Below are 17,959 nucleotides of genomic sequence, written 5' to 3'. Positions count from 1 at the left end.
CATACACACTTTCTAATGGCCTTTCCTGCCATTCTTTTACTATTGGCAGGATCTTATCAGTAATCCGGCTGACAGTACTGTCGGAGATCTCAAGATCGTATAATTCACGCATGTGGCTTTCTATATCGGCAGTAGTCATTCCTTTTGCGTACATGGAAATGATCTTTTCTTCCATGTCCTGCGTAATCGAATTCTGATACTTCTTTACAACCTGTGGTTCGAAGTCACCTTTTCGATCCCTTGGAATATCAATCTCCATATCTCCGTAACTGGTATGTAACGTTTTCTGGGAATGTCCATTTCTGGAATTATCGGTTTCTTTATTTCGATAATCATACTTGGAATATCCCAGTTCTTCATCCAGTTCCTGATCAAGGGCACCTTCCAAAATGATAGACATCATATCCCGCATAATGGAATTAACATCTGTTCCATCTTTTACTTTTACATTGTTTTCTTTCAGGTAGTTTCCCATGAGTTCTCTAAGCGCTGCTTTTTGTGGTGAATCCTTTTTTCTTGCCATAAAATAAACCTCCAAACTGAGTAATTCTATCTTACATCAGTTTGAAGGTTTACACAAACTTTGGGATACTCCCTAGATGTGTTTGTTCCCCAGATGCCGTCAGCTGTAAGTCCGGCACCATATACAGAGTTCAGGGCAGACTGTATTGCCTTGATATATGCTGTTTTGCAGGCAGATCCCCAAATACCGTCTACTGTCAGACCAGCATTAAATTTGCTGTTCAGCGCATTCTGTGCTGTTTTTATCGGGGAAGAGCCTGTGGAGCCAGAATCCTTCCCAACATAATCCTGATGCATGTAACCAATACCGATTCCTGCCACTTTTACATGAACCCATACACCGGAACTTGTTCCATCCAGTTCTAACTTTGTTCCTTTGGACACCATACCCATAACAGTACCGCCTGGAGTCTGGCGTACATAAACGTCATCTCCTGTGCATACAGCGGTACCGGTTGTTACCCATGTAGATGGTGGTGTGATGTCTCCTCCGGAACCATTAATTGAGGTTACGATGCTGTAATTTGGACGGGCAAATTTTGAGCCTGGAAGCTGGCTGTTGTACCTTGTTTTCTGGTAAACTCCAATTCCTTCAGCAACGACACCGCTTCCATCATTGGTATTACCTTCAATGGTTACAAATTTATCACCACTTACTGAAATTACCAGTCCTGTATGTGAAAACTCGGATCCATTATGATACATGAAAATGTCTCCGACTTTGGGGGAAGCATAATTGGTGAATAATCCTGCCAGTGTTGGAACATAAATATATGGCCAGTGTTTTAACAGTTTGGTTGCGGTGGCTTTTCCAAAAGCTTTCATAAATACCCAGCTTATAAAGCAGGCACACCATGCCTGACCCTGGTATTCCGGTGCAACATCCCGCCAATACTTTGTATAATTAGCGGTTCCTGCATTTGCGGTCTTGCTGTCAAGATTTGCATTCGATGCTTTCTCACGATAACCGATTTCAGTTTTGGCAATTTTTACAGCAGCCTGAATGGCCTCGGCAGCGGTAACCTTATAATTGGTGATGTGAGTTTTAAGAGCGTTATATACCATCTTCTGACGACTCTTATATGCTCCTACCTGATTTCCGGTATCTGTCTGGCAGGCTGCGTAGAGATGATCCAGAGTGTAAGGCTTTGTTGTTTTTGCCAAAATTCTTTTTACAGCAGAGGCTCCTCCCTGATGTCTGAAATTAGCACACATCATTTTAGCATCCATATTGGAAACCCCAAGTGCAGCTGCTTCCTTTACGTAAGCTTCCATCTGAGTATCCATAAGCTGATCCTGACAACGGCGGCCGACAGTGGAATTAATAATATTCACAATAGCTTTAGCCTTTGCAGAAGTTTTGGAAAGCCGGTAGTTTGACCAGTCTGTTTTGGCAAGATCTGCAGCAACACCGGCAGTATCATGTTTTTTAAATGTTGCAGCATCAGCCGCTTTGATATTGAGAAGAAGTGTCCGTGCTTCATTTCCATACCACTGTCCTGCGCCAATGGTAATTGCATGCTCTGAAGAGCTGTTTGTGTAGGCCTCTGTGAAGTCAGCGTAGTTTTTCTGACCGTAAACCTGTCCGCCAGTTTCTACCGCATAGATGATGTTTCGCATTACAAGTTTTTCGTGATCTGTCATTGTTTTTTCTCCTTTTTGTGATTTTGGAATTTGCAAATTCACTTTATAAGAAGAATTAATGGAGACAGATTGAAACAAAAATTTCTCTAAATTAGTTTTTTATTCGCTGTTTTTTCTTATATTTGATCTTATGGTAATAGATTAAGCGGAGCTTACCGGCAATCAGGATTCCTGTCATAAACAGAAAAGTCACCATGCAAACATGGAGCAGATGAAGCTGTTTTGTAAAATATAATAATATTATCAGTAATTCCAGTATTCCTGCAACAATCGTCAGTCTGTGTTTACGTAACTGGAATTCCTTTTGGGAAAGGGTTTCCACCACGCTTGGAACAGGAGATATCAGAATGATTAGTACCAGAGAAAATGTACTGATCAGTGCAGACGGAAATATCCCAAGATATATGTGCTGCATCAGTTCCAATAATCCAATAATAGAAATCACAGAGGTAATGAAACAAGGAAGAAAATTTTTAAAATGAAATCCTCCTCCATATTTTCTAAGTATCAGAAAGATTAGATAAAAGATTAAATAATCAATGATCTGGTGGCGGAATGCTGCCCATAGGATACACAGAAACTGAACACTAATGAGCTCCAGAAGAGAGACAATCCCGTATCGGTAATAGGGGAGATCGTTTTCTGGAATTTCCAATTTGCGTAGTAAGGAATCAATCATAGTGTTTACGCTTTTGGAGAAGCCATTGGTCCAGATTATCTGGTGGGATATTGTCATGGAAAAATCCCATACAATTTGTGTAAAAAAATATACTAAGAACGATAAGAGAGGTTAATGTGTTTTTTAAGAATCTCATGATATTAAAATTCCTTTCTTGAAGTATAAAAGATTATATATAAATTTGTGCAAAAATACAGAAATATCGATAAAAATATAATTAAAGTTAAATTTTGCTTTTCTTTATGCAAATAGCATATATAAAATGAAGGAGATAAATGAAAGAGATGTTTGAATACATGAATATTATTAGTTTTGTATTAAGGTATTATTGCTTGACAGTTTATATGGGCGCAGTCTTTGAAAAAAAATTTCGAGAGATAAGCAAAAAAAATATTATTATTGTAGTATTGTTTTATGTTATTACGTACTTTATTCCTAATATGGGAGTGTATGAAAATATTACGATAATGTTTTTAACAAATTTATTTTTTATATTTTTGGTTTATAGAGGAAAATACACAGAGCTTTTTCTTCATACGGTGATATGGAGTATGATGGCTCTGGTATGTGAGTATTTTGTAATATCTTTATTTTATATATTATATGCAAAAGAGGCTTTTGACTCTAAATTATTTGATTTGGGAATGATTTTGGAATGGTGTGTATTTACGCTTATAATAACTATTGTTTCTAAGTTTTTAAAGATTAAATATAATAGAAAGATTGGAAGTCAAAATTGGCTTATCTTGATTTTCTTGGGACTAGAAACGTTGATTATTGATTATGGAGCTTTTAGGATTTATTGGAATTTGCAAGATAAAGAGTATGGGTATTATGCTTTGTTTATTGCTATAATGATGATAATTATGTCAATTATCATTATTAAAATTTACGAAGGTCTGGGTGAGAAGGCTGAACTGGAGACACGTAATATGGTTTACCAGACGCAGGTGGAAGCTTATCGCGTTCAGATTTCTGAAAGAGAAGAGGCTGTGAAGGAATTTCGTCTTTTGAAACATGACATGAAAAATCATTTGATTTATATGGAAGAGCTGATCCGTCAGAAGAAGGATGAGGAAGTCTGTAAATACATAGATGAATTGCTGAACTCCAGAGGATTGTCCCATCAGGGAATTGTAAATAGTGGAAACATATTGGTCGACGGACTGATCAATTATAAAATTCCCTACATGAAATCACTTAATATTGATTTTCAGGCTGAAATAGCGATTCCTTTTGATCTGAAATGGCCGGAAGATAATTTGTGTATTATTATTGGGAATTTATTGGACAATGCTATTGAAGGGACACAAAAATTAAAGGAAGAGGAAAGACAGATTTATTTGGAAATGATGCTGAAAGTAGATAATCTTTTCATCTTGATCAAGAATCCATGTATGGAACAAAGCTTAATGAAAAAGGGAGGCCATTTTCTTACTACTAAAAACGAAGAGGGTCATGGAATGGGATTATTATCAGTAAAACGTGCGGTAGAGGAATGTCAGGTAAGTATTTACACAAATGTGGAAAATGGGATTTTTCAGGCGTCTGTGATGCTTCCCAGGGTAGAAAATAAAACTGATCAGGAGGAAAACTGATGGAAAAAGAATATGCGGTATTAATAGGTTATCGTATACGTCAGGAACGGGTGCAGCGTAATATATCTCAGCCTGAAATGGCCGATATACTTGGGATTTCTTATTCTTATTACAATAATATAGAAAAGGGAAACAGGAGTTGTCCCATAGAAGTGCTGATTGAAATATGCAGGGAATTTGGCATCTCATCAGACAGGATATTAAGGGATTCTGTTCCTGTCGATACTGGAGGATTTTGCTTGAAATAATGCATGAAATTGTCTTATAGAAAACAAATAATTCTTATAGAAACTTAAGTTTGCAGACTATACTCCGTACAATGATGTAAAAAGGAGACATCGTATGGAGCATAACAAAACAGAACTAAAAAAATATAATTATCTTATCGGACAGAAAATAAAAGCGATCAGAGATCTGAAAGGTTTTAAACAGGATTATGTTGCAGAAAAATTAGGAATATCCAGTGGTCATTACAGTAATCTTGAAAATGGGCATAAAACCTGTACTCTTTATATTCTGATCAGACTGTGTCAGATTTTGGATACTACACCAAATGAATTGCTGAAAGGCTGTCTTTCATCAATACATGAGGGAAAAGAACTTTTAACTATTGAAATACAACGTCCTTTAAACAAAGAGGAGAGAGAATTTCTTCTGTCATTTCGGGTAATGCTGAATAAATATCTGGAGGATAAGAAATGATAAGGGTTGCTATTTGTGATGATGACATTGTATTTACAACGCGGGTAGAAGAACTGATTTTGGATTTTGGCAGGGCATATTCTTTTGAGATTTGTATTTATTTTGATGGATATACTTTGTTGGAATCCATGCGGCAGGGAAACTGTTTTGATATTATTTTTATGGATATAGAGATGAAACAAATAGATGGTATCCGTGCAGCGAAAACAATCAGAGAAATTGATGAAGATGTACAGCTGATTTATATTTCCGGTTATGAAGAATATGCTCTCCAATTGTTTGAGATGAGGCCAATTGGATTTTTGAAGAAACCGCTGTATCCGGATCAGTTTCGGCAATGCCTGAAGAAAGCATTGGATATTCTGGAGACAAGGATTCTTTATTTTTCTTATAGGAATCATTACCGGGAAAACAAAATACGGTTAAAAGATATCTTTTATTTTGAAAGTATATATCGTAAAATTTATATTCATACAAAGCAAGGTACAGATTATTTCTATGGGAAACTGTCAGACACTGAAGAGGAGTTGGAGAATTCCGTTATTCCTTTTATCAGGATTCATCAGTCATATCTAGTAAACTATCATCATATATCCCAATACCAATCTTCAAAAATCATTATGGAAAGTGGAGCAGAATTAACGGTTAGTACTGCACACAGAGCTTATGTAAAAGAAAAGATACATGAACTGCTGAGACTGGATTAAAAGAGACAGCACTTCATTATGGAAGGCCGTCTTTATCATTAATTTCTTTTTTTAGAATGGAAATGTATGTCTTAAGTTTCTGAGGAATGGGAACTCCCATTCTGCCGGCATTTTCAATAATCGATAATACTTCATTAAGAGAGTACCATACGGTGACAAAAACTCCAAGATAGAGGTTTCCGGGATACGTGATTCCAAGACTCTTTGCGGAATGAAGCAGTAGTTCATCTACGGAAAAAGCACTGGCAATAACCATCCAGCATCCGGTTTTTTTGATAATTCCCCAAAATCCTTTTTGAGAACGCCATCCATAAGAAACATCGTCAGGGTGGTCAATCCCTTCTTTACGGCTGGCAAGCATTCCTGTGATATAATCAATGAACATAAGGAATAAAAGGCACAGGAGCAACATCCCAAGTGCCTGAAATTTGGCGCTGATCCAGGTGATCATCCAGGATAACAGTAGCTGTATTGTGTGCCCGGATTTCATGTAAATTTCCTCCTTTCTGCCAGAAATTCCTTTTTTATACGGTTTGCATATTGAACGGAGAGTTGCATTTTAGCTGCAATTTCAGAACTGGAGTATTCATCGATAAGTGCGTACTGCAAAATACGCTGTCTGGTCGGTGAAAGGGATTTCATATACTGGGCAAGAGAGAGGCTTAAATCTATAAGGCTGAAATCGCTATAAGATGGAAGCATAGTAAAGTTATCATTTGCTGATATCTGTTCATATTCCTTGTGGCGTATAGAAGTACGACAAAGATATTTGAAATAGTTTAATATTCCTTTCTGAAGATAACGGATACATTCTCCTTCGTTCTGAATGTATGTTATGGAGTGTACAGCTGCTAAAAGGGCAAAAATAAGTTCCTGCTGTGCATCTTCAAATTCCATTGCATGACATTTATACGCATATTTACGTATCAAAGGCAGAAATTTGTGAATCAGCAGTTCCTGAGCCTGTGTGTTGCCTTGTTTTGCTTGGGTGAGGGTGGAAATAAAGCTAGTCGTATCCATGATTTTTCTCCTTTTGTTAGAAAGAAGAAAAAACAGTCGGAATTAGAAACTAAAAATCAGAGAAATGTAATCATATGAGAAAAAAATAAAGTGGATAAAAAACAGATAGAAATAAAAATGTTTCAGTAAGAAACATAATCCAATGAAAGGGGAGAGACGTATTATGATAAATATTGCGGTATGTGATGATGATGTGCAGTTTGCAGCAGCATTGGAAGAAAAAATTCTGGATTATGGAAAGCGGAAAGGTGTCCGGCTGGATACAGAAGTATTTTCAGATGGGGAAAGTTTTCGGCAGGCTGTTTTCAATGATAATTTTTATGACCTTGTATACATGGATGTTGAAATGGGAAAAAGCGATGGGATATATACAGTTTGGGAGGTAAAGAAGAAGCTTTCGGAAGTACTTGTAATTTACGTAACCTCTCATGAGACATATTTTACGGAAATGTTTGAAACAGAGCCTTTTCGATACCTTAAAAAGCCGTTGGACGAAGAAAAGTTCGAAGAATATTTTACCCGGGCATTGGAGCGTATACAGAGACATTTACACTATTTTACTTATTCAAGCAGACATGTGACATTTCGTATTCCTTTCAGGGATGTTCTGTACCTTGAAAGCTACAGAAGGCAGATCATCCTTCATGGAAAGGAGGGAAGCGATACTTTCTATGGAAGGCTTGGTACAATAGAAAAGGATTTGGAACAGGGCAGTTGTCCTTTTATCCGGATCCATCAGTCATATCTGGTAAATCCTTACGGAATATGCAGATATCATCCGGACAGAGTTGAGATGGAAAACAATGCAGTTCTTCCTATAAGCGAGGCCAGACAAAGAGAAGTAAAGCAAAAGTATCACGAGTTTTTAAGAAGACTTTAATTTATGCCAATGTAACAAAATTGTAATAAAATTTGACAAAACAGGTAAATTCATGGTAACATACGCAATTGACTGTGGCCGTGAGTTATCTATTTTATTTTTTTCAGGGAACAGAGCAGCAATCAACGGCGGAATCTAATGTGAACAGGAATGAAAAAGGAGAGTTCAATGTTAAAAAAAATTACAGTAGTATTGTTAGGTGTGTGTGTAACTTCTATGACTTTAACTGGTGTTTCCGCAGCGGATTTCAGTGACGGGATGACAGAGGCAGCAGTGGAAGAGGATACATTTACAGATGGCAGCGAAGGAATAAAGACAGAAAGTATCACCGCTATGGTAAACGATATGGCGGCTCATGCCCAGGAAAAGGGACAGGAGTATCAGAAACTGAAGGTACAGAAAAATATTGCGGCAGAAAGAAGAGCTTCCGCGGAGCGTGCAAAAAAGATTGCAGCTATGGTGGAAGAATCCAATCGTAAAGTGGAGCAGAAGCGCGTGGCAGAAAGAAAATCCCTTGTAAACTTTGCTCTGCAGTTTGAAGGAAATCCTTATGTGTACGGCGGTACAAGTCTGACAAATGGTGCAGACTGTTCAGGATTTGTGATGTCTGTCTTTAAGGAATTTGGTTATGATCTTCCGAGAGTAGCAGCAGCACAGTATGAAGCTTCTCAGAAAAAGGATATTAGTCAGCTGGAAACAGGAGATCTGGTATTCTATGGAGCAGGCGGGATCAATCACGTTGCCCTCTATATTGGAAACGGTAAGATTGTTCATGCCAGCACAGCGGCAACAGGAATCAAGGTATCCGATTATAACTATGAGACACCGGTTGGAATCGGAACCTATGTTGAATAAAACTATCAAAGATAAAGCCCCGGAACGTAAGTTCCGCGGGCTTTTTTTCTGTTAAACCGACGGAGATGGAGTGAAACAGAGAGTGTGGTATCGCACTGACAAAAAAGATGTGTGACAGTAATTTTGAGGAAGAAAAACAATAGAAATCAGTGGTCTGGCAGATTGCACAAAACTTGTCGAAAAATGTGGATAATGTCGATTTTGGTGCAAAAGTTATCCACATTCATAAAAGGTTGATTTTACTGGAAAACTGAGTTATACACAAAGTTATCCACATTATCCACCAAAATAAGATGTGGAATACCAGATTTACATAAAATAAAAAGAAACAGATGTTTTGGTCAATAATGATAAAATTGATAAAAACAGGAAAAAACTAGGTAAATTCTATTGACATTTTCATAGTGAAAATATTGGAAAGTTTTTCGGACAAAAGGATAATTTAAAGGTTTCAAACTATAATTATCTGACAATACAGAAAATAAACAAGCCCACTCGCATATTTATGGAGTGGGCTTCTCTTATCGTGCGGATGAGTTTTGCTTCATTCGTTTGATCACTTTAAGTCGTGTAAATTCTTCTCGTTCCTTTTCTTCAAGAGCATTCTGAATGTCTTTGGTCAGAGCCTCATATTTGGGGATTGTGATGTTTTTGAGAGCATTGGCACGTTTCTGTGTCTTTTTGATGTTTGCAGCCAGACGGATTGCGGCATTTTCGATACCGGATAACTGGATGGAAAGTTCTTTTACCTTTTCGAAGGCGGCTTTTGCCTCATCCAGTGACATCCTGGTGCTGTAGTAAGCGTATGTCGGTGTGTTGGTCGTCTGCTTATCATATTCTACAAGCGGGATTTCCGTACCCATGACGCTTCTGGTTTTGATCCGTATGGAGTTTTCCACAGGCACTGTGTAAGACACCTGTTCGACAAAAGCGATACCAAGCTCCATATTGGCCTTCTGAAGAGCCGCATAAGCGGCACGGAAGGTAACATCGATCTGAGACTGGATATCCTTGGCCTGCTCGATCAGTTCCATCATTTCCCGGATCAGAATGTTACGTTTCTTGTCCATCAGCTCAAAGCCCTGACGGGAGAGAGCAAGAGAGTTTTTGGCGAGAGTCAGATTTCCCTTGGTGGGGAAGGTATTAGGATCCATAAAACGTCACCTCCCCTTAACGAACCGTTTCTTTGTAATACTTATTCAGAATCTTAGTGTCGATACGGTCAAGTTCATCCTTCGGAAGCAGTCCGAGGAGTTCCCAGCCCTTATCCAGAGTCTCAGTGATGCTTCGGTTATCGGTCTCGGACTGTCCGACAAACTCTGCCTCAAAAGCCTTTCCAAAGACCAGATAACGTTTATCCAGAGGAGAGAGCTCGTCCTCACCGATAACAGAAGCGAGGGCTCTTGCATCACCAACCTTTGCATAGCAGGAAAAAAGCTGGTTTGCAACGTCCTGATGATCTTCTCTTGTAAAGCCTTCACCGATACCGTCCTTCATCAGACGCGAGAGAGATGGAAGTACATTGATCGGCGGATAGATAGCCTGTCCGTGAAGCTGACGGTCCAGAACGATCTGTCCTTCGGTGATATAACCGGTAAGGTCAGGAATAGGATGTGTGATATCGTCGTTCGGCATGGTCAGGATCGGGATCTGTGTGACAGAACCGGATCCACCCTGTACGATACCGGCACGTTCGTAGAGAGTTGCCAGTTCACTGTACAGATAACCAGGATAACCTTTACGGGAAGGAATCTCACCCTTGGAGGAAGAAACCTCTCGCATTGCCTCGCAGAAAGAGGTGATATCTGTCAGGACGACCAGGATATGCATGCCTTTTTCGAAGGCAAGATATTCAGCAGCGGTCAGTGCAATCTTCGGTGTCAGAAGTCGCTCTACAACCGGGTCATTGGCAAGGTTCAAAAACATAACTACGTGGTCGGAGGCACCGCTTTCTTCAAAGGTACGGCGGAAAAATTCTGCAACGTCATATTTGACACCCATTGCGGCGAATACAATTGCAAAATCTTCGTCAGAGTCATCTCCAAGAGATGCCTGCTGTACGATCTGTGCGGCAAGCTTATCGTGAGGAAGACCATTTCCGGAAAAAATAGGAAGCTTCTGTCCGCGGATCAGGGTAGTAAGACCATCGATCGCGGAGATTCCTGTATTGATATAGTTTCGTGGATATTCACGTTTGACAGGATTCAGAGGAAGTCCGTTGATGTTCAGACTTACCTCCGGTGTGATCTCGCCTAGTCCGTCGATCGGCTGTCCGATACCGTTGAAGGTTCGGCCGAGGATTTCTTCGGAAAGACCGATCTCCATCGGATGTCCTGTAAGGCGTGTATGAGTGTTGCTTAAGGACATATTGTCGGTTCCCTCAAAAACCTGGATAACCGCCTTGTCCTCATAAATTTCTACAATACGGCCAATCTTCTGTGTTCCGTCATTCATATGAAATTCTACGATTTCTTCATAGGATGCGTTCTTTACCCCTTCCAGAACTACCAGAGGGCCGTTTATCTCGCTTAATCCCAGATATTCGATTGCCATAAAAAAGTCCCTCCTGTCAGCCGTTTTTCTCTAATACTTTGTCATAGAATGTGTCGATATCCTGTTTGTACTGGTCAAATCTGTCCAGTTCATTGTTTGGTACATCGTATTTGATGGAAATGATACGTTCAAAAATATTGTCCTCTTTCAGAACAGAAACAGGCATGCCTCTGTTGATGAGTGCCTTGGATTTTTCGTACAGATAGAGGATGGTTTCCATCATTTTGAACTGTTTTTCCATCGGAACGCAGGTGTCTTCCTGGTGGAATGCGTTCTGCTGAAGGAATCCCAGACGGATAACTCTTGCAATCTCAAGTGTCAGTTTCTGGTCGTCCGGAAGTACATCGCTTCCGATCAGCTTAACGATCTCCATCAGGGAGCTCTCCTGATTGAGGATGGCCATGAGCTGGTTGCGGTCAGAAACAAATTTCGGGGAAACATGAGTCCGGTACCATGGAGCCAGGTCCTCCAGATATTCACTGTAGCTGGTCAGCCAGTGGATCGCCGGAAAATGTCGTGCATAGGCCAGTGATTTGTCAAGCCCCCAGAAGCAGCGGACGAAACGTTTGGTATTCTGGGTGACTGGTTCTGAGAAGTCGCCGCCCTGAGGAGAAACTGCACCGATAATGGAGACAGAGCCCTCGGTTCCGTTCAGGTTCTGCATCATGCCGGCTCTTTCATAAAAAGCGGAAAGCTTGGAGGCAAGATAAGCCGGGAAGCCTTCCTCGGCAGGCATTTCTTCCAGACGGCCGGATAATTCTCGAAGAGCCTCAGCCCATCGGGAGGTAGAATCGGCCATGATCGCTACGTCATATCCCATATCGCGGTAGTATTCGGCGAGGGTAACACCGGTGTAGATGGATGCTTCACGTGCTGCAACCGGCATATTGGAGGTGTTGGCGATCAGAGTGGTACGGTCCATCATCAGGTTTCCGGATTTTGGGTCGATCAGCTTACTGAAATCCTCAAGAACCTGTGTCATTTCGTTTCCACGCTCTCCACATCCGATATAGATGATGATATCTGCATCAGACCATTTGGCGATCTGGTGCTGCGTCATGGTTTTTCCTGTACCGAAACCACCCGGGACAGCAGCAGTACCGCCCTTGGCGATAGGGAAAAGTGTATCAAGAATACGCTGACCGGTGACAAGCGGAACACTTGCCGGATAGCGAAGATGTGTCGGTCTTGGAATACGGATCGGCCATTTCTGGGCGAGGGCCAGATCTCTGGTGCTTCCGTCATCCAAAAGAAGTGTTACGACAGGTTCCAGGATCGTATAATCACCGTCCGGAACAACGTTGACAACAGTTCCTCCCTGGATATCCGGTGGAACCATGGATTTGTGAAGAATAGAAGCCGTTTCCTGCGTTTCTGCAATGATCGTACCCGGATGAACGATGTCACCTTCCTTTACGGTCATATGAACAGACCATTTCTTCTGTGTGTCGAGAGAGTCTACACTGACACCACGGGAAATATATTTGCCGGAGGACTTTGCAATCTCTTCCAGTGGACGCTGGATACCGTCAAAAATGTTGTGGATGATACCAGGTCCGAGAAGAACGGAGATGGCATCGCCGGTGCCGGTGACAGTCTCTCCCGGACGGAGCCCTGTGGTCTCCTCAAAAACCTGGACAGTAGTCATGCCCTTTTTCAGTCCGATAACTTCGCCGACAAGATTGTCCTTTCCGACATAGACCATCTCAGAAATCTTAAATCCGGGATCGCCTTTCAGATAAATGACGGGACCATTGACACCGTAAATAATACCTGTTCTACTCATGATTCAGTCCTCCGTCAAATTTGAATTCTTTGTGCATGGCTGCCAGATTCGCAGAAAAAGAGTTGTCGATCAGGATGTTTTTTGCCGGAATCTCAGCACGGATCCCTCCGAGAAAGTTTTCGGAAGAAACCTGGAGAGGACAGCCTGTTCTGGCTGTAAGGGAATCCAGAAGCTCTTTGTCATTGGAAGAAAGAAAAATCAGAATTTCATCATCTTCCGCAAAGTCTTTGGCTTCCCGGATACGACGGCAGAGATAGTCCTGATATTCAGGAGTCGCAGTAAACTGCTGCACCCTGTTTTTAACTTCTGCAAAAAGTGTTTCCTTTAACTCGTTTTGTTTGAGAGACCAGTTTCGTTTAAGTGTGATCTGCTCAGAAGAAAGAGCCTTGTTTACTTCTCTTCGTACATGTTCTGTTTCTGCTTTGACTTCTGCCTCTGCAGTCTGGATTCTGGATTGTTTATGTTCCTCCAGAACCTTCTGGAGATAGTCCTTGTGGTCCTGGATGGCTCTGGCGGCATCTTCACGGGCCTCATCCAGGGAGACCTCGTAAAAATGCTGCAGCTTTTCATCTATTGTCATACTTTTCACCTGCCTGTAGTTGTTGCTGCTTACAGTAATTATAATGTTACTGTTCACTCCGTTCACAGTAACTTGGTCAAAATCCATTCCATATCACCTTCGGTGATGGGATTTTGCCCCGTATGTCTCGGGATTTTGTCATATACATGACAAAACACCTCGCGGAATATTACCTGCTCACAGTAATTATAATTTCAATCCGATCGCTTCATTTACATATGAAGTGATAAAATCTGGTTTACGGCCGGTGCCGTGTCTGTCCGGAATCTCAATGATCAGAGGCGTTTTGTGATGAAGGCGGACTTCATCGATGATCTCAGGAAATTCCCTGCCGAATTTTTCGGTGAGCAGGATAATTCCTGTTTCTTTATTGGAAATCGCAGATTCCAGGGCTTCCTTCAGTTCCTTTCGTTCATGGACGACGACACCTTCAACGCCTGCCAGACGCATTCCGGTATAGGTATCAACGTTATCGCTGATAAGATACATTTTCATAAAAACCGCTCCTTGTTTCAACGCACAGTTAAAGCTTACCAAGGATCATAAAGGAAATGATCAGTCCGTAGAGTGCGATACCTTCTGCCATGGCTACGAAGATAATGGATTTACCAAACAGGGAACCGTCCTCGCTCAGAGCACCAAGAGCTGCACTTGCAGAGCTTGCAACGGCAATGCCGGATCCGAGACCGGAAATACCGGTAACGAGAGCTGCACCGAGATATCCAAGTCCTGTAGCAAGTCCGTCAGCAGAAGATGCCGCCTGTACGCTTGCTGTTCCTGCAAAACTTACAACGGTTGCCGCAAGAAGAACGCCGAAGAAGAGGAAACAGTTGGCGATCAGAGACTTTTTGTAGCGTTTTTTGTTTTTTTCTCCGAGGAAAAAGCAGCCGAAAGGTACGATAATGCTGAGTGTCAGTGCGATTGCGGTTACGATTTGAATGATCATGTTCATGGTGATATCCTCCTAAAGTCTGTGATTTGATGTAGCTGCCCTGAAATATCAACGGGCAGCCGTGAAGTGTGGAACAGCTATATTGTTTTGCTGTTTTTCTTCATAAAAGGCTGGAATTCGCGGCCATTTCCTGTGTAGAAACGACTGAAGATCTCGTAATATTCCAGACGTAAAACCTGAATACCAACGATCAGGCCCTCCATGGCACATACAAAGATGTTGCCGAGGACAACAACGATCCAGTTGGGGCTTCCTCCTTCTGTGGCACCGGCGAGCATCAGGACAACCTCCATCATGGCGGCGTGGCTGACGGCAAAAGCACCGATACGCAGGAAAGAAAGCGTGTTGGAAAGGTAGCTCAGCAGAACTTCAAACAATTCAAAGAAGCTCTGGACAAAGAACATACCTTTCTGTTCCGGAAAGATCTGGGCTTTCTTCTCTACCAGGTTGGTGAGAGGCTCTTTCAGGAACATAAGAATCAGCGGAATTCCGAACATTATGGCCAGAACTGCGGCAGCAGGAAGCTTTTTTCCTGAAATAAACAGTCCGATGGTCAGCACGATAGATCCGTAAAATACAAGACCGGCAACAGCATTGCTGTCAAACCAGGTTTTTTCGATATTTTTGTTTCGTATGGAGTTGATAATGTTAAATACCATACAGATCAGAATGATAAACATTCCGAAACCGATCGCAATCACGAACACTGCATTCAGCCGTCCTACAAGAGGGACGTCCATCATAGCGTTCATAGGCTTCAGCCACCGGGCTTTCAGAACATCCTCGAATCCAAAGAAGCTTCCATACATAAATCCAAAGAAAACAGAGAAAACACCGGCACATCCTATGATGCCTGCCAGATCCATTTTCTTTGTTTTATAGAGAAGGATGCCTCCAAGGAAGAGCACCAGTCCCTGCCCGACATCTCCGAACATGGCTCCGAAAATAAAGGAATAGGTCAGTGCCACAAACCAGGTCGGATCCATTTCGTTGTAGGCCGGAAGACCGTACATTTTGACATACATCTCAAATGGCTGGAATAATTTAAGGTTTTTAAGCTTTGTGGGTGGCTTTTTGTTTGTAGGTGCATGCTGATCCTCCATAAGGCAGAAGATCTTATCATCATTCTGGATATCCTGCTGAAATGCAAGAGCATCCTTTTCCGTCATCCAGCCGCAGAGTATATAGAAAGTATTGGCTTCACCCTGCGTGCAGGCGGCAAGCTTACGGATATCGAAGTTTCTGGAACAGGATTCCAGGGCTGCTTTTGCAGAAACAATCTTTGAGGCACAGCGGTTCAGGAAGTGCTGATATTCTGCTTTGTTGGCATCCAGACCCGCGTGGATGTCGCGGTGCCGCTTATCAAGCGTTTCAAAGGCTTCTCTGGCGGTACCCTGATAGTCGTCCGGGACGAAAATACGTTCAAAATGCATGGAAGAGTATACGGCGTGCACCTTGTGTGCTTCATGTTCCGGGACAAAATAAACACCGTAGACATATTGTTCATCTTCGCCGCATTTGATAAATAAGGTATCCAGATTATCATAAATGTATTTTTCAAATTTCTGGAGATACTGTTTTTCGATACGTCCAAAGCGATAATGGATGTATTTGAAATTCAGGATCGTGGAAATATCGTAATCCAGATCCTTGAAGGGACGGATGATCTTGAGCGAATCCACCATTCCGGCGTGTTCTTCCTGGAGCTTCTCCTTCTGTTCTTCCAGGAGACGGGCATGTTCCTGGATCTTATTGACAGTGGCGAGAGCCGTCTCGATATCCATTGGCTCAGGAACGGTCTTCTCGGATTCATCGAGCTGTTCATAAAAACCGTCAATGACTGTCAGGTATTCCCTGTAAGGGTTGATTTCCAGAAAAGGTGACAGATTGGCAACATCTGTGAGCTCAGATAAGGCACTTTCCAGATGGATCTCATACTTGGAAAGATAGGTTTTGGTCAGTCTGTCAATATCCGCCTTTGGCCCGGTGATGCTCAAAAATTTCATTTTTTCAATCAAAGTAAAATACCTCCGGGATTTTAATTGTTACGAATATACTGAAGTGCTTCCTCCGCTGACACACCATAACGGACACATTCGATCGCGATGGTCAGACGGTTTACTTCGTGTTCTTTGTGATACAGGTAGGAGTACAAAACTGCGACAGAATAAGGATCCTTGCGAGCTTCTTTTTCCAGAGTGGTGCGAAGCATATAATTATAAAATTCTTCAATATTCTGTGCAGAAATATGAGTGTATTTCCTGCCGTAGTAGGTTTTGCGGAAAACAGCTTTGGTCTCTTCATAAGAGGTTGCTTCCACAAGAGCTCTGATCTCTTCCTTCTTGAGCTTATAATTCATAGGGATCAGCAGAGCGTAAATATCAGCCGGTGCCATGTTGAAATAGCGCTTGGACCGGGAAATAAACTGAAGGTTCAGCATGTCAAATTTCTCACCATAGGCCATGGTGATCTCCTTGAGATCATTTCCGGAAAAAAGCTTCTTACGCACATGCCAGATCAGGGAAAAATAATACAGGTCCAGAGCCATTCCGTAGTCAAACAGAAGCGCATTCTCGCGATTCTGGATTCTGGAGAGCGGACCATAGAATTCATTTCCCTTCAGAGCATTGATAAATTCCTCCATATTGGTGCAGGCAACCAGTCGGTCAATGTCCAGCCGGGAATGTCTGCGAAAAAATTCCCGATAAGGAGAAACATCGACGGGATCCGTGTCGCGGTGATCAAACAGATTGGTCATGATCTCCTTCAGCACGCGGATCTCATAGCGTCTGGAATACAGATCCAGAAACCTGCGCTGTTCCGGGTTGGCAAACTGATATATTTTTGAAAAATTGTGAAAGATAGAAGCTTTCAACAGTTTCTCAAGCTGTCCTCGATGGGTAGAAGCCTCATCCAGGGAAGCCCAGACTTTGGAATATTCCGGTGTCCGTTTGAGATAGGTTGTTACCTGAGGGATACTGGAAAGCTCCAGGATCTCACGGATCTGTTCCTCGTTTATCAGCTTGCTCTGCATGGCGCGGATCTTGGTGGAGATTCCGCTGTAGGAAAGGAGATTTCCCATATTGCATCACTCCTTTCAGCATTCAAGAAGCCTGTGGAATAATTCTTCCGAGAGCTGCTGATGATTTTGTCTGTAATAAGCATCCAGATCTATGAGTGCCTTCTCTGTCTGCTGGCGGAGAAGTGTGAGTTCCTGATCCTTCTGTTTCTCAAGACTGTTGCGAAGTTCCTGTATTTTCAGATTTGTTTTCTGCTCCAGGGTTGCATCGAAATCTCTGCATTGCTGTTCCATTTCTGAGGAAAGAGCTGCCTTTGTCCGGTCAGCATCTTCCATAATATGCCGGGCGGTTGTTTCAATTTCAGATAGCTTGTTAAGTATCTGCTCCATTATTTCCCCTCCTTTGACCTGTTTTTGTTGGAACTTGACCATATAATACACCTTTTGAAACTAAAATTCTAG

20 protein-coding genes are annotated in these 17,959 nt (G+C 41.8%); 6 read left to right on the top strand and 14 right to left on the bottom strand.

Annotated elements, in window-relative coordinates:
* From GT674_RS09520 to GT674_RS18245, 3 genes are all read right to left on the bottom strand, one after another.
* On the bottom strand, positions 1-523 hold a 523-nt coding region (locus tag GT674_RS09520; protein ID WP_192926004.1), incomplete at its 3' end, for a transposase.
* Positions 524-549: 26 nt separating this feature from the next.
* Entirely contained in the window at positions 550-2,166 is a 1,617-nt protein-coding gene (locus GT674_RS09515; RefSeq protein ID WP_243149093.1) for a CHAP domain-containing protein, read from the bottom strand.
* Positions 2,167-2,257: 91 nt separating this feature from the next.
* Positions 2,258-2,845: an accessory gene regulator B family protein gene (locus GT674_RS18245; protein ID WP_161285460.1), complete on the bottom strand. Its 588-nt coding sequence runs from the start codon at positions 2,843-2,845 to the stop codon at positions 2,258-2,260.
* A gap of 275 nt (positions 2,846-3,120) precedes the next feature.
* Between GT674_RS18245 and GT674_RS09505 the strand changes: the two genes are divergently transcribed.
* The 4 genes from GT674_RS09505 (at position 3,121) to GT674_RS09490 (ending at position 5,852) form a co-directional block, all read left to right on the top strand.
* On the top strand, positions 3,121-4,443 hold the full coding sequence (locus tag GT674_RS09505) for a sensor histidine kinase (RefSeq protein WP_161285459.1): 1,323 nt from the start codon (positions 3,121-3,123) through the stop codon (positions 4,441-4,443).
* Positions 4,443-4,691: a helix-turn-helix domain-containing protein gene (locus GT674_RS09500; RefSeq protein ID WP_161285458.1), complete on the top strand. Its 249-nt coding sequence runs from the start codon at positions 4,443-4,445 to the stop codon at positions 4,689-4,691. Before GT674_RS09505 ends, GT674_RS09500 begins: the two co-directional genes overlap by 1 nt.
* A gap of 94 nt (positions 4,692-4,785) precedes the next feature.
* Entirely contained in the window at positions 4,786-5,145 is a 360-nt protein-coding gene (locus tag GT674_RS09495) for a helix-turn-helix domain-containing protein (protein WP_161285457.1), read from the top strand.
* Complete coding sequence (locus GT674_RS09490; RefSeq protein ID WP_161285456.1) at positions 5,142-5,852, top strand: LytR/AlgR family response regulator transcription factor; 711 nt, start codon at positions 5,142-5,144, stop codon at positions 5,850-5,852. The genes GT674_RS09495 and GT674_RS09490 overlap by 4 nt, the downstream gene beginning before the upstream one ends.
* Positions 5,853-5,868: 16 nt before the next feature.
* On the opposite strand, the gene GT674_RS09485 is transcribed toward GT674_RS09490, so the two are convergent.
* Together GT674_RS09485 and GT674_RS09480 are read right to left on the bottom strand one after the other, a co-directional pair.
* Complete coding sequence (locus tag GT674_RS09485) at positions 5,869-6,342, bottom strand: phage holin family protein (RefSeq protein ID WP_161285455.1); 474 nt, start codon at positions 6,340-6,342, stop codon at positions 5,869-5,871.
* Positions 6,339-6,872: an RNA polymerase sigma factor gene (locus GT674_RS09480; protein WP_161285454.1), complete on the bottom strand. Its 534-nt coding sequence runs from the start codon at positions 6,870-6,872 to the stop codon at positions 6,339-6,341. The genes GT674_RS09485 and GT674_RS09480 overlap by 4 nt, the downstream gene beginning before the upstream one ends.
* Positions 6,873-7,035: 163 nt before the next feature.
* On the opposite strand from GT674_RS09480, the gene GT674_RS09475 reads away from it, so the two are divergent.
* Together GT674_RS09475 and GT674_RS09470 are read left to right on the top strand one after the other, a co-directional pair.
* Positions 7,036-7,752 (top strand): LytR/AlgR family response regulator transcription factor, encoded by a 717-nt coding sequence (locus GT674_RS09475; RefSeq protein WP_161285453.1) that lies wholly within the window; start codon positions 7,036-7,038, stop codon positions 7,750-7,752.
* 168 nt (positions 7,753-7,920) lie between these two features.
* Positions 7,921-8,607: a C40 family peptidase gene (locus GT674_RS09470; RefSeq protein ID WP_243149092.1), complete on the top strand. Its 687-nt coding sequence runs from the start codon at positions 7,921-7,923 to the stop codon at positions 8,605-8,607.
* Positions 8,608-9,128: 521 nt separating this feature from the next.
* Here the strand turns inward: GT674_RS09470 and GT674_RS09465 are convergent.
* The 9 genes from GT674_RS09465 to GT674_RS09425 form a co-directional block, all read right to left on the bottom strand.
* Entirely contained in the window at positions 9,129-9,761 is a 633-nt protein-coding gene (locus GT674_RS09465; RefSeq protein WP_161285451.1) for a V-type ATP synthase subunit D, read from the bottom strand.
* Between the two features lie 16 nt (positions 9,762-9,777).
* The gene (locus GT674_RS09460) at positions 9,778-11,160 is read right to left on the bottom strand and encodes a V-type ATP synthase subunit B (protein ID WP_161285450.1); all 1,383 of its coding nucleotides are present in this window, start codon (positions 11,158-11,160) and stop codon (positions 9,778-9,780) included.
* A gap of 16 nt (positions 11,161-11,176) precedes the next feature.
* Positions 11,177-12,946: a V-type ATP synthase subunit A gene (locus GT674_RS09455; protein ID WP_161285449.1), complete on the bottom strand. Its 1,770-nt coding sequence runs from the start codon at positions 12,944-12,946 to the stop codon at positions 11,177-11,179.
* The gene (locus tag GT674_RS09450) at positions 12,939-13,526 is read right to left on the bottom strand and encodes a V-type ATP synthase subunit E (RefSeq protein WP_161285448.1); all 588 of its coding nucleotides are present in this window, start codon (positions 13,524-13,526) and stop codon (positions 12,939-12,941) included. The genes GT674_RS09455 and GT674_RS09450 overlap by 8 nt, the downstream gene beginning before the upstream one ends.
* A gap of 186 nt (positions 13,527-13,712) precedes the next feature.
* Complete coding sequence (locus GT674_RS09445; RefSeq protein ID WP_161285447.1) at positions 13,713-14,021, bottom strand: V-type ATP synthase subunit F; 309 nt, start codon at positions 14,019-14,021, stop codon at positions 13,713-13,715.
* 28 nt (positions 14,022-14,049) lie between these two features.
* Positions 14,050-14,478 (bottom strand): ATP synthase subunit C, encoded by a 429-nt coding sequence (locus GT674_RS09440; RefSeq protein ID WP_161285446.1) that lies wholly within the window; start codon positions 14,476-14,478, stop codon positions 14,050-14,052.
* Positions 14,479-14,555: 77 nt separating this feature from the next.
* Positions 14,556-16,496 carry a V-type ATP synthase subunit I gene (locus GT674_RS09435; protein ID WP_161285445.1) on the bottom strand — a complete coding sequence of 647 codons (1,941 nt, stop codon included), beginning with the start codon at positions 16,494-16,496 and terminating at the stop codon, positions 14,556-14,558.
* 20 nt (positions 16,497-16,516) lie between these two features.
* Positions 16,517-17,560 (bottom strand): V0D/AC39 family V-type ATPase subunit, encoded by a 1,044-nt coding sequence (locus GT674_RS09430; RefSeq protein WP_161285444.1) that lies wholly within the window; start codon positions 17,558-17,560, stop codon positions 16,517-16,519.
* A gap of 15 nt (positions 17,561-17,575) precedes the next feature.
* A complete protein-coding gene (locus GT674_RS09425) occupies positions 17,576-17,887 on the bottom strand; it encodes a hypothetical protein (protein ID WP_161285443.1) in 312 nt (103 codons plus the stop codon).
* Between the last annotated feature and the right edge of the window lie 72 nt (positions 17,888-17,959).

The sequence above is a fragment of the Blautia sp. BIOML-A1 genome (genome assembly GCF_009883055.1).
Taxonomy (GTDB): Bacteria; Bacillota; Clostridia; order Lachnospirales; family Lachnospiraceae; genus Blautia_A.
Note: the sequence above shows the minus strand (reverse complement) of the source record. Positions and strands in the feature narration are given on the sequence as shown.

Bases quoted from the DNA above. Each gene is read 5' to 3' on its own strand.
- GT674_RS09515 (WP_243149093.1), bottom strand. From the start codon at position 2,166: ATGACAGATCACGAAAAACTTGTAATGCGAAACATCATCTATGCGGTA.
- GT674_RS18245 (WP_161285460.1), bottom strand. From the start codon at position 2,845: ATGATTGATTCCTTACTACGCAAATTGGAAATTCCAGAAAACGATCTC.
- GT674_RS09505 (WP_161285459.1), top strand. From the start codon at position 3,121: ATGAAAGAGATGTTTGAATACATGAATATTATTAGTTTTGTATTAAGG.
- GT674_RS09500 (WP_161285458.1), top strand. From the start codon at position 4,443: ATGGAAAAAGAATATGCGGTATTAATAGGTTATCGTATACGTCAGGAA.
- GT674_RS09495 (WP_161285457.1), top strand. From the start codon at position 4,786: ATGGAGCATAACAAAACAGAACTAAAAAAATATAATTATCTTATCGGA.
- GT674_RS09490 (WP_161285456.1), top strand. From the start codon at position 5,142: ATGATAAGGGTTGCTATTTGTGATGATGACATTGTATTTACAACGCGG.
- GT674_RS09485 (WP_161285455.1), bottom strand. From the start codon at position 6,342: ATGAAATCCGGGCACACAATACAGCTACTGTTATCCTGGATGATCACC.
- GT674_RS09480 (WP_161285454.1), bottom strand. From the start codon at position 6,872: ATGGATACGACTAGCTTTATTTCCACCCTCACCCAAGCAAAACAAGGC.
- GT674_RS09475 (WP_161285453.1), top strand. From the start codon at position 7,036: ATGATAAATATTGCGGTATGTGATGATGATGTGCAGTTTGCAGCAGCA.
- GT674_RS09470 (WP_243149092.1), top strand. From the start codon at position 7,921: ATGTTAAAAAAAATTACAGTAGTATTGTTAGGTGTGTGTGTAACTTCT.
- GT674_RS09465 (WP_161285451.1), bottom strand. From the start codon at position 9,761: ATGGATCCTAATACCTTCCCCACCAAGGGAAATCTGACTCTCGCCAAA.
- GT674_RS09460 (WP_161285450.1), bottom strand. From the start codon at position 11,160: ATGGCAATCGAATATCTGGGATTAAGCGAGATAAACGGCCCTCTGGTA.
- GT674_RS09455 (WP_161285449.1), bottom strand. From the start codon at position 12,946: ATGAGTAGAACAGGTATTATTTACGGTGTCAATGGTCCCGTCATTTAT.
- GT674_RS09450 (WP_161285448.1), bottom strand. From the start codon at position 13,526: ATGACAATAGATGAAAAGCTGCAGCATTTTTACGAGGTCTCCCTGGAT.
- GT674_RS09445 (WP_161285447.1), bottom strand. From the start codon at position 14,021: ATGAAAATGTATCTTATCAGCGATAACGTTGATACCTATACCGGAATG.
- GT674_RS09440 (WP_161285446.1), bottom strand. From the start codon at position 14,478: ATGAACATGATCATTCAAATCGTAACCGCAATCGCACTGACACTCAGC.
- GT674_RS09430 (WP_161285444.1), bottom strand. From the start codon at position 17,560: ATGGGAAATCTCCTTTCCTACAGCGGAATCTCCACCAAGATCCGCGCC.
- GT674_RS09425 (WP_161285443.1), bottom strand. From the start codon at position 17,887: ATGGAGCAGATACTTAACAAGCTATCTGAAATTGAAACAACCGCCCGG.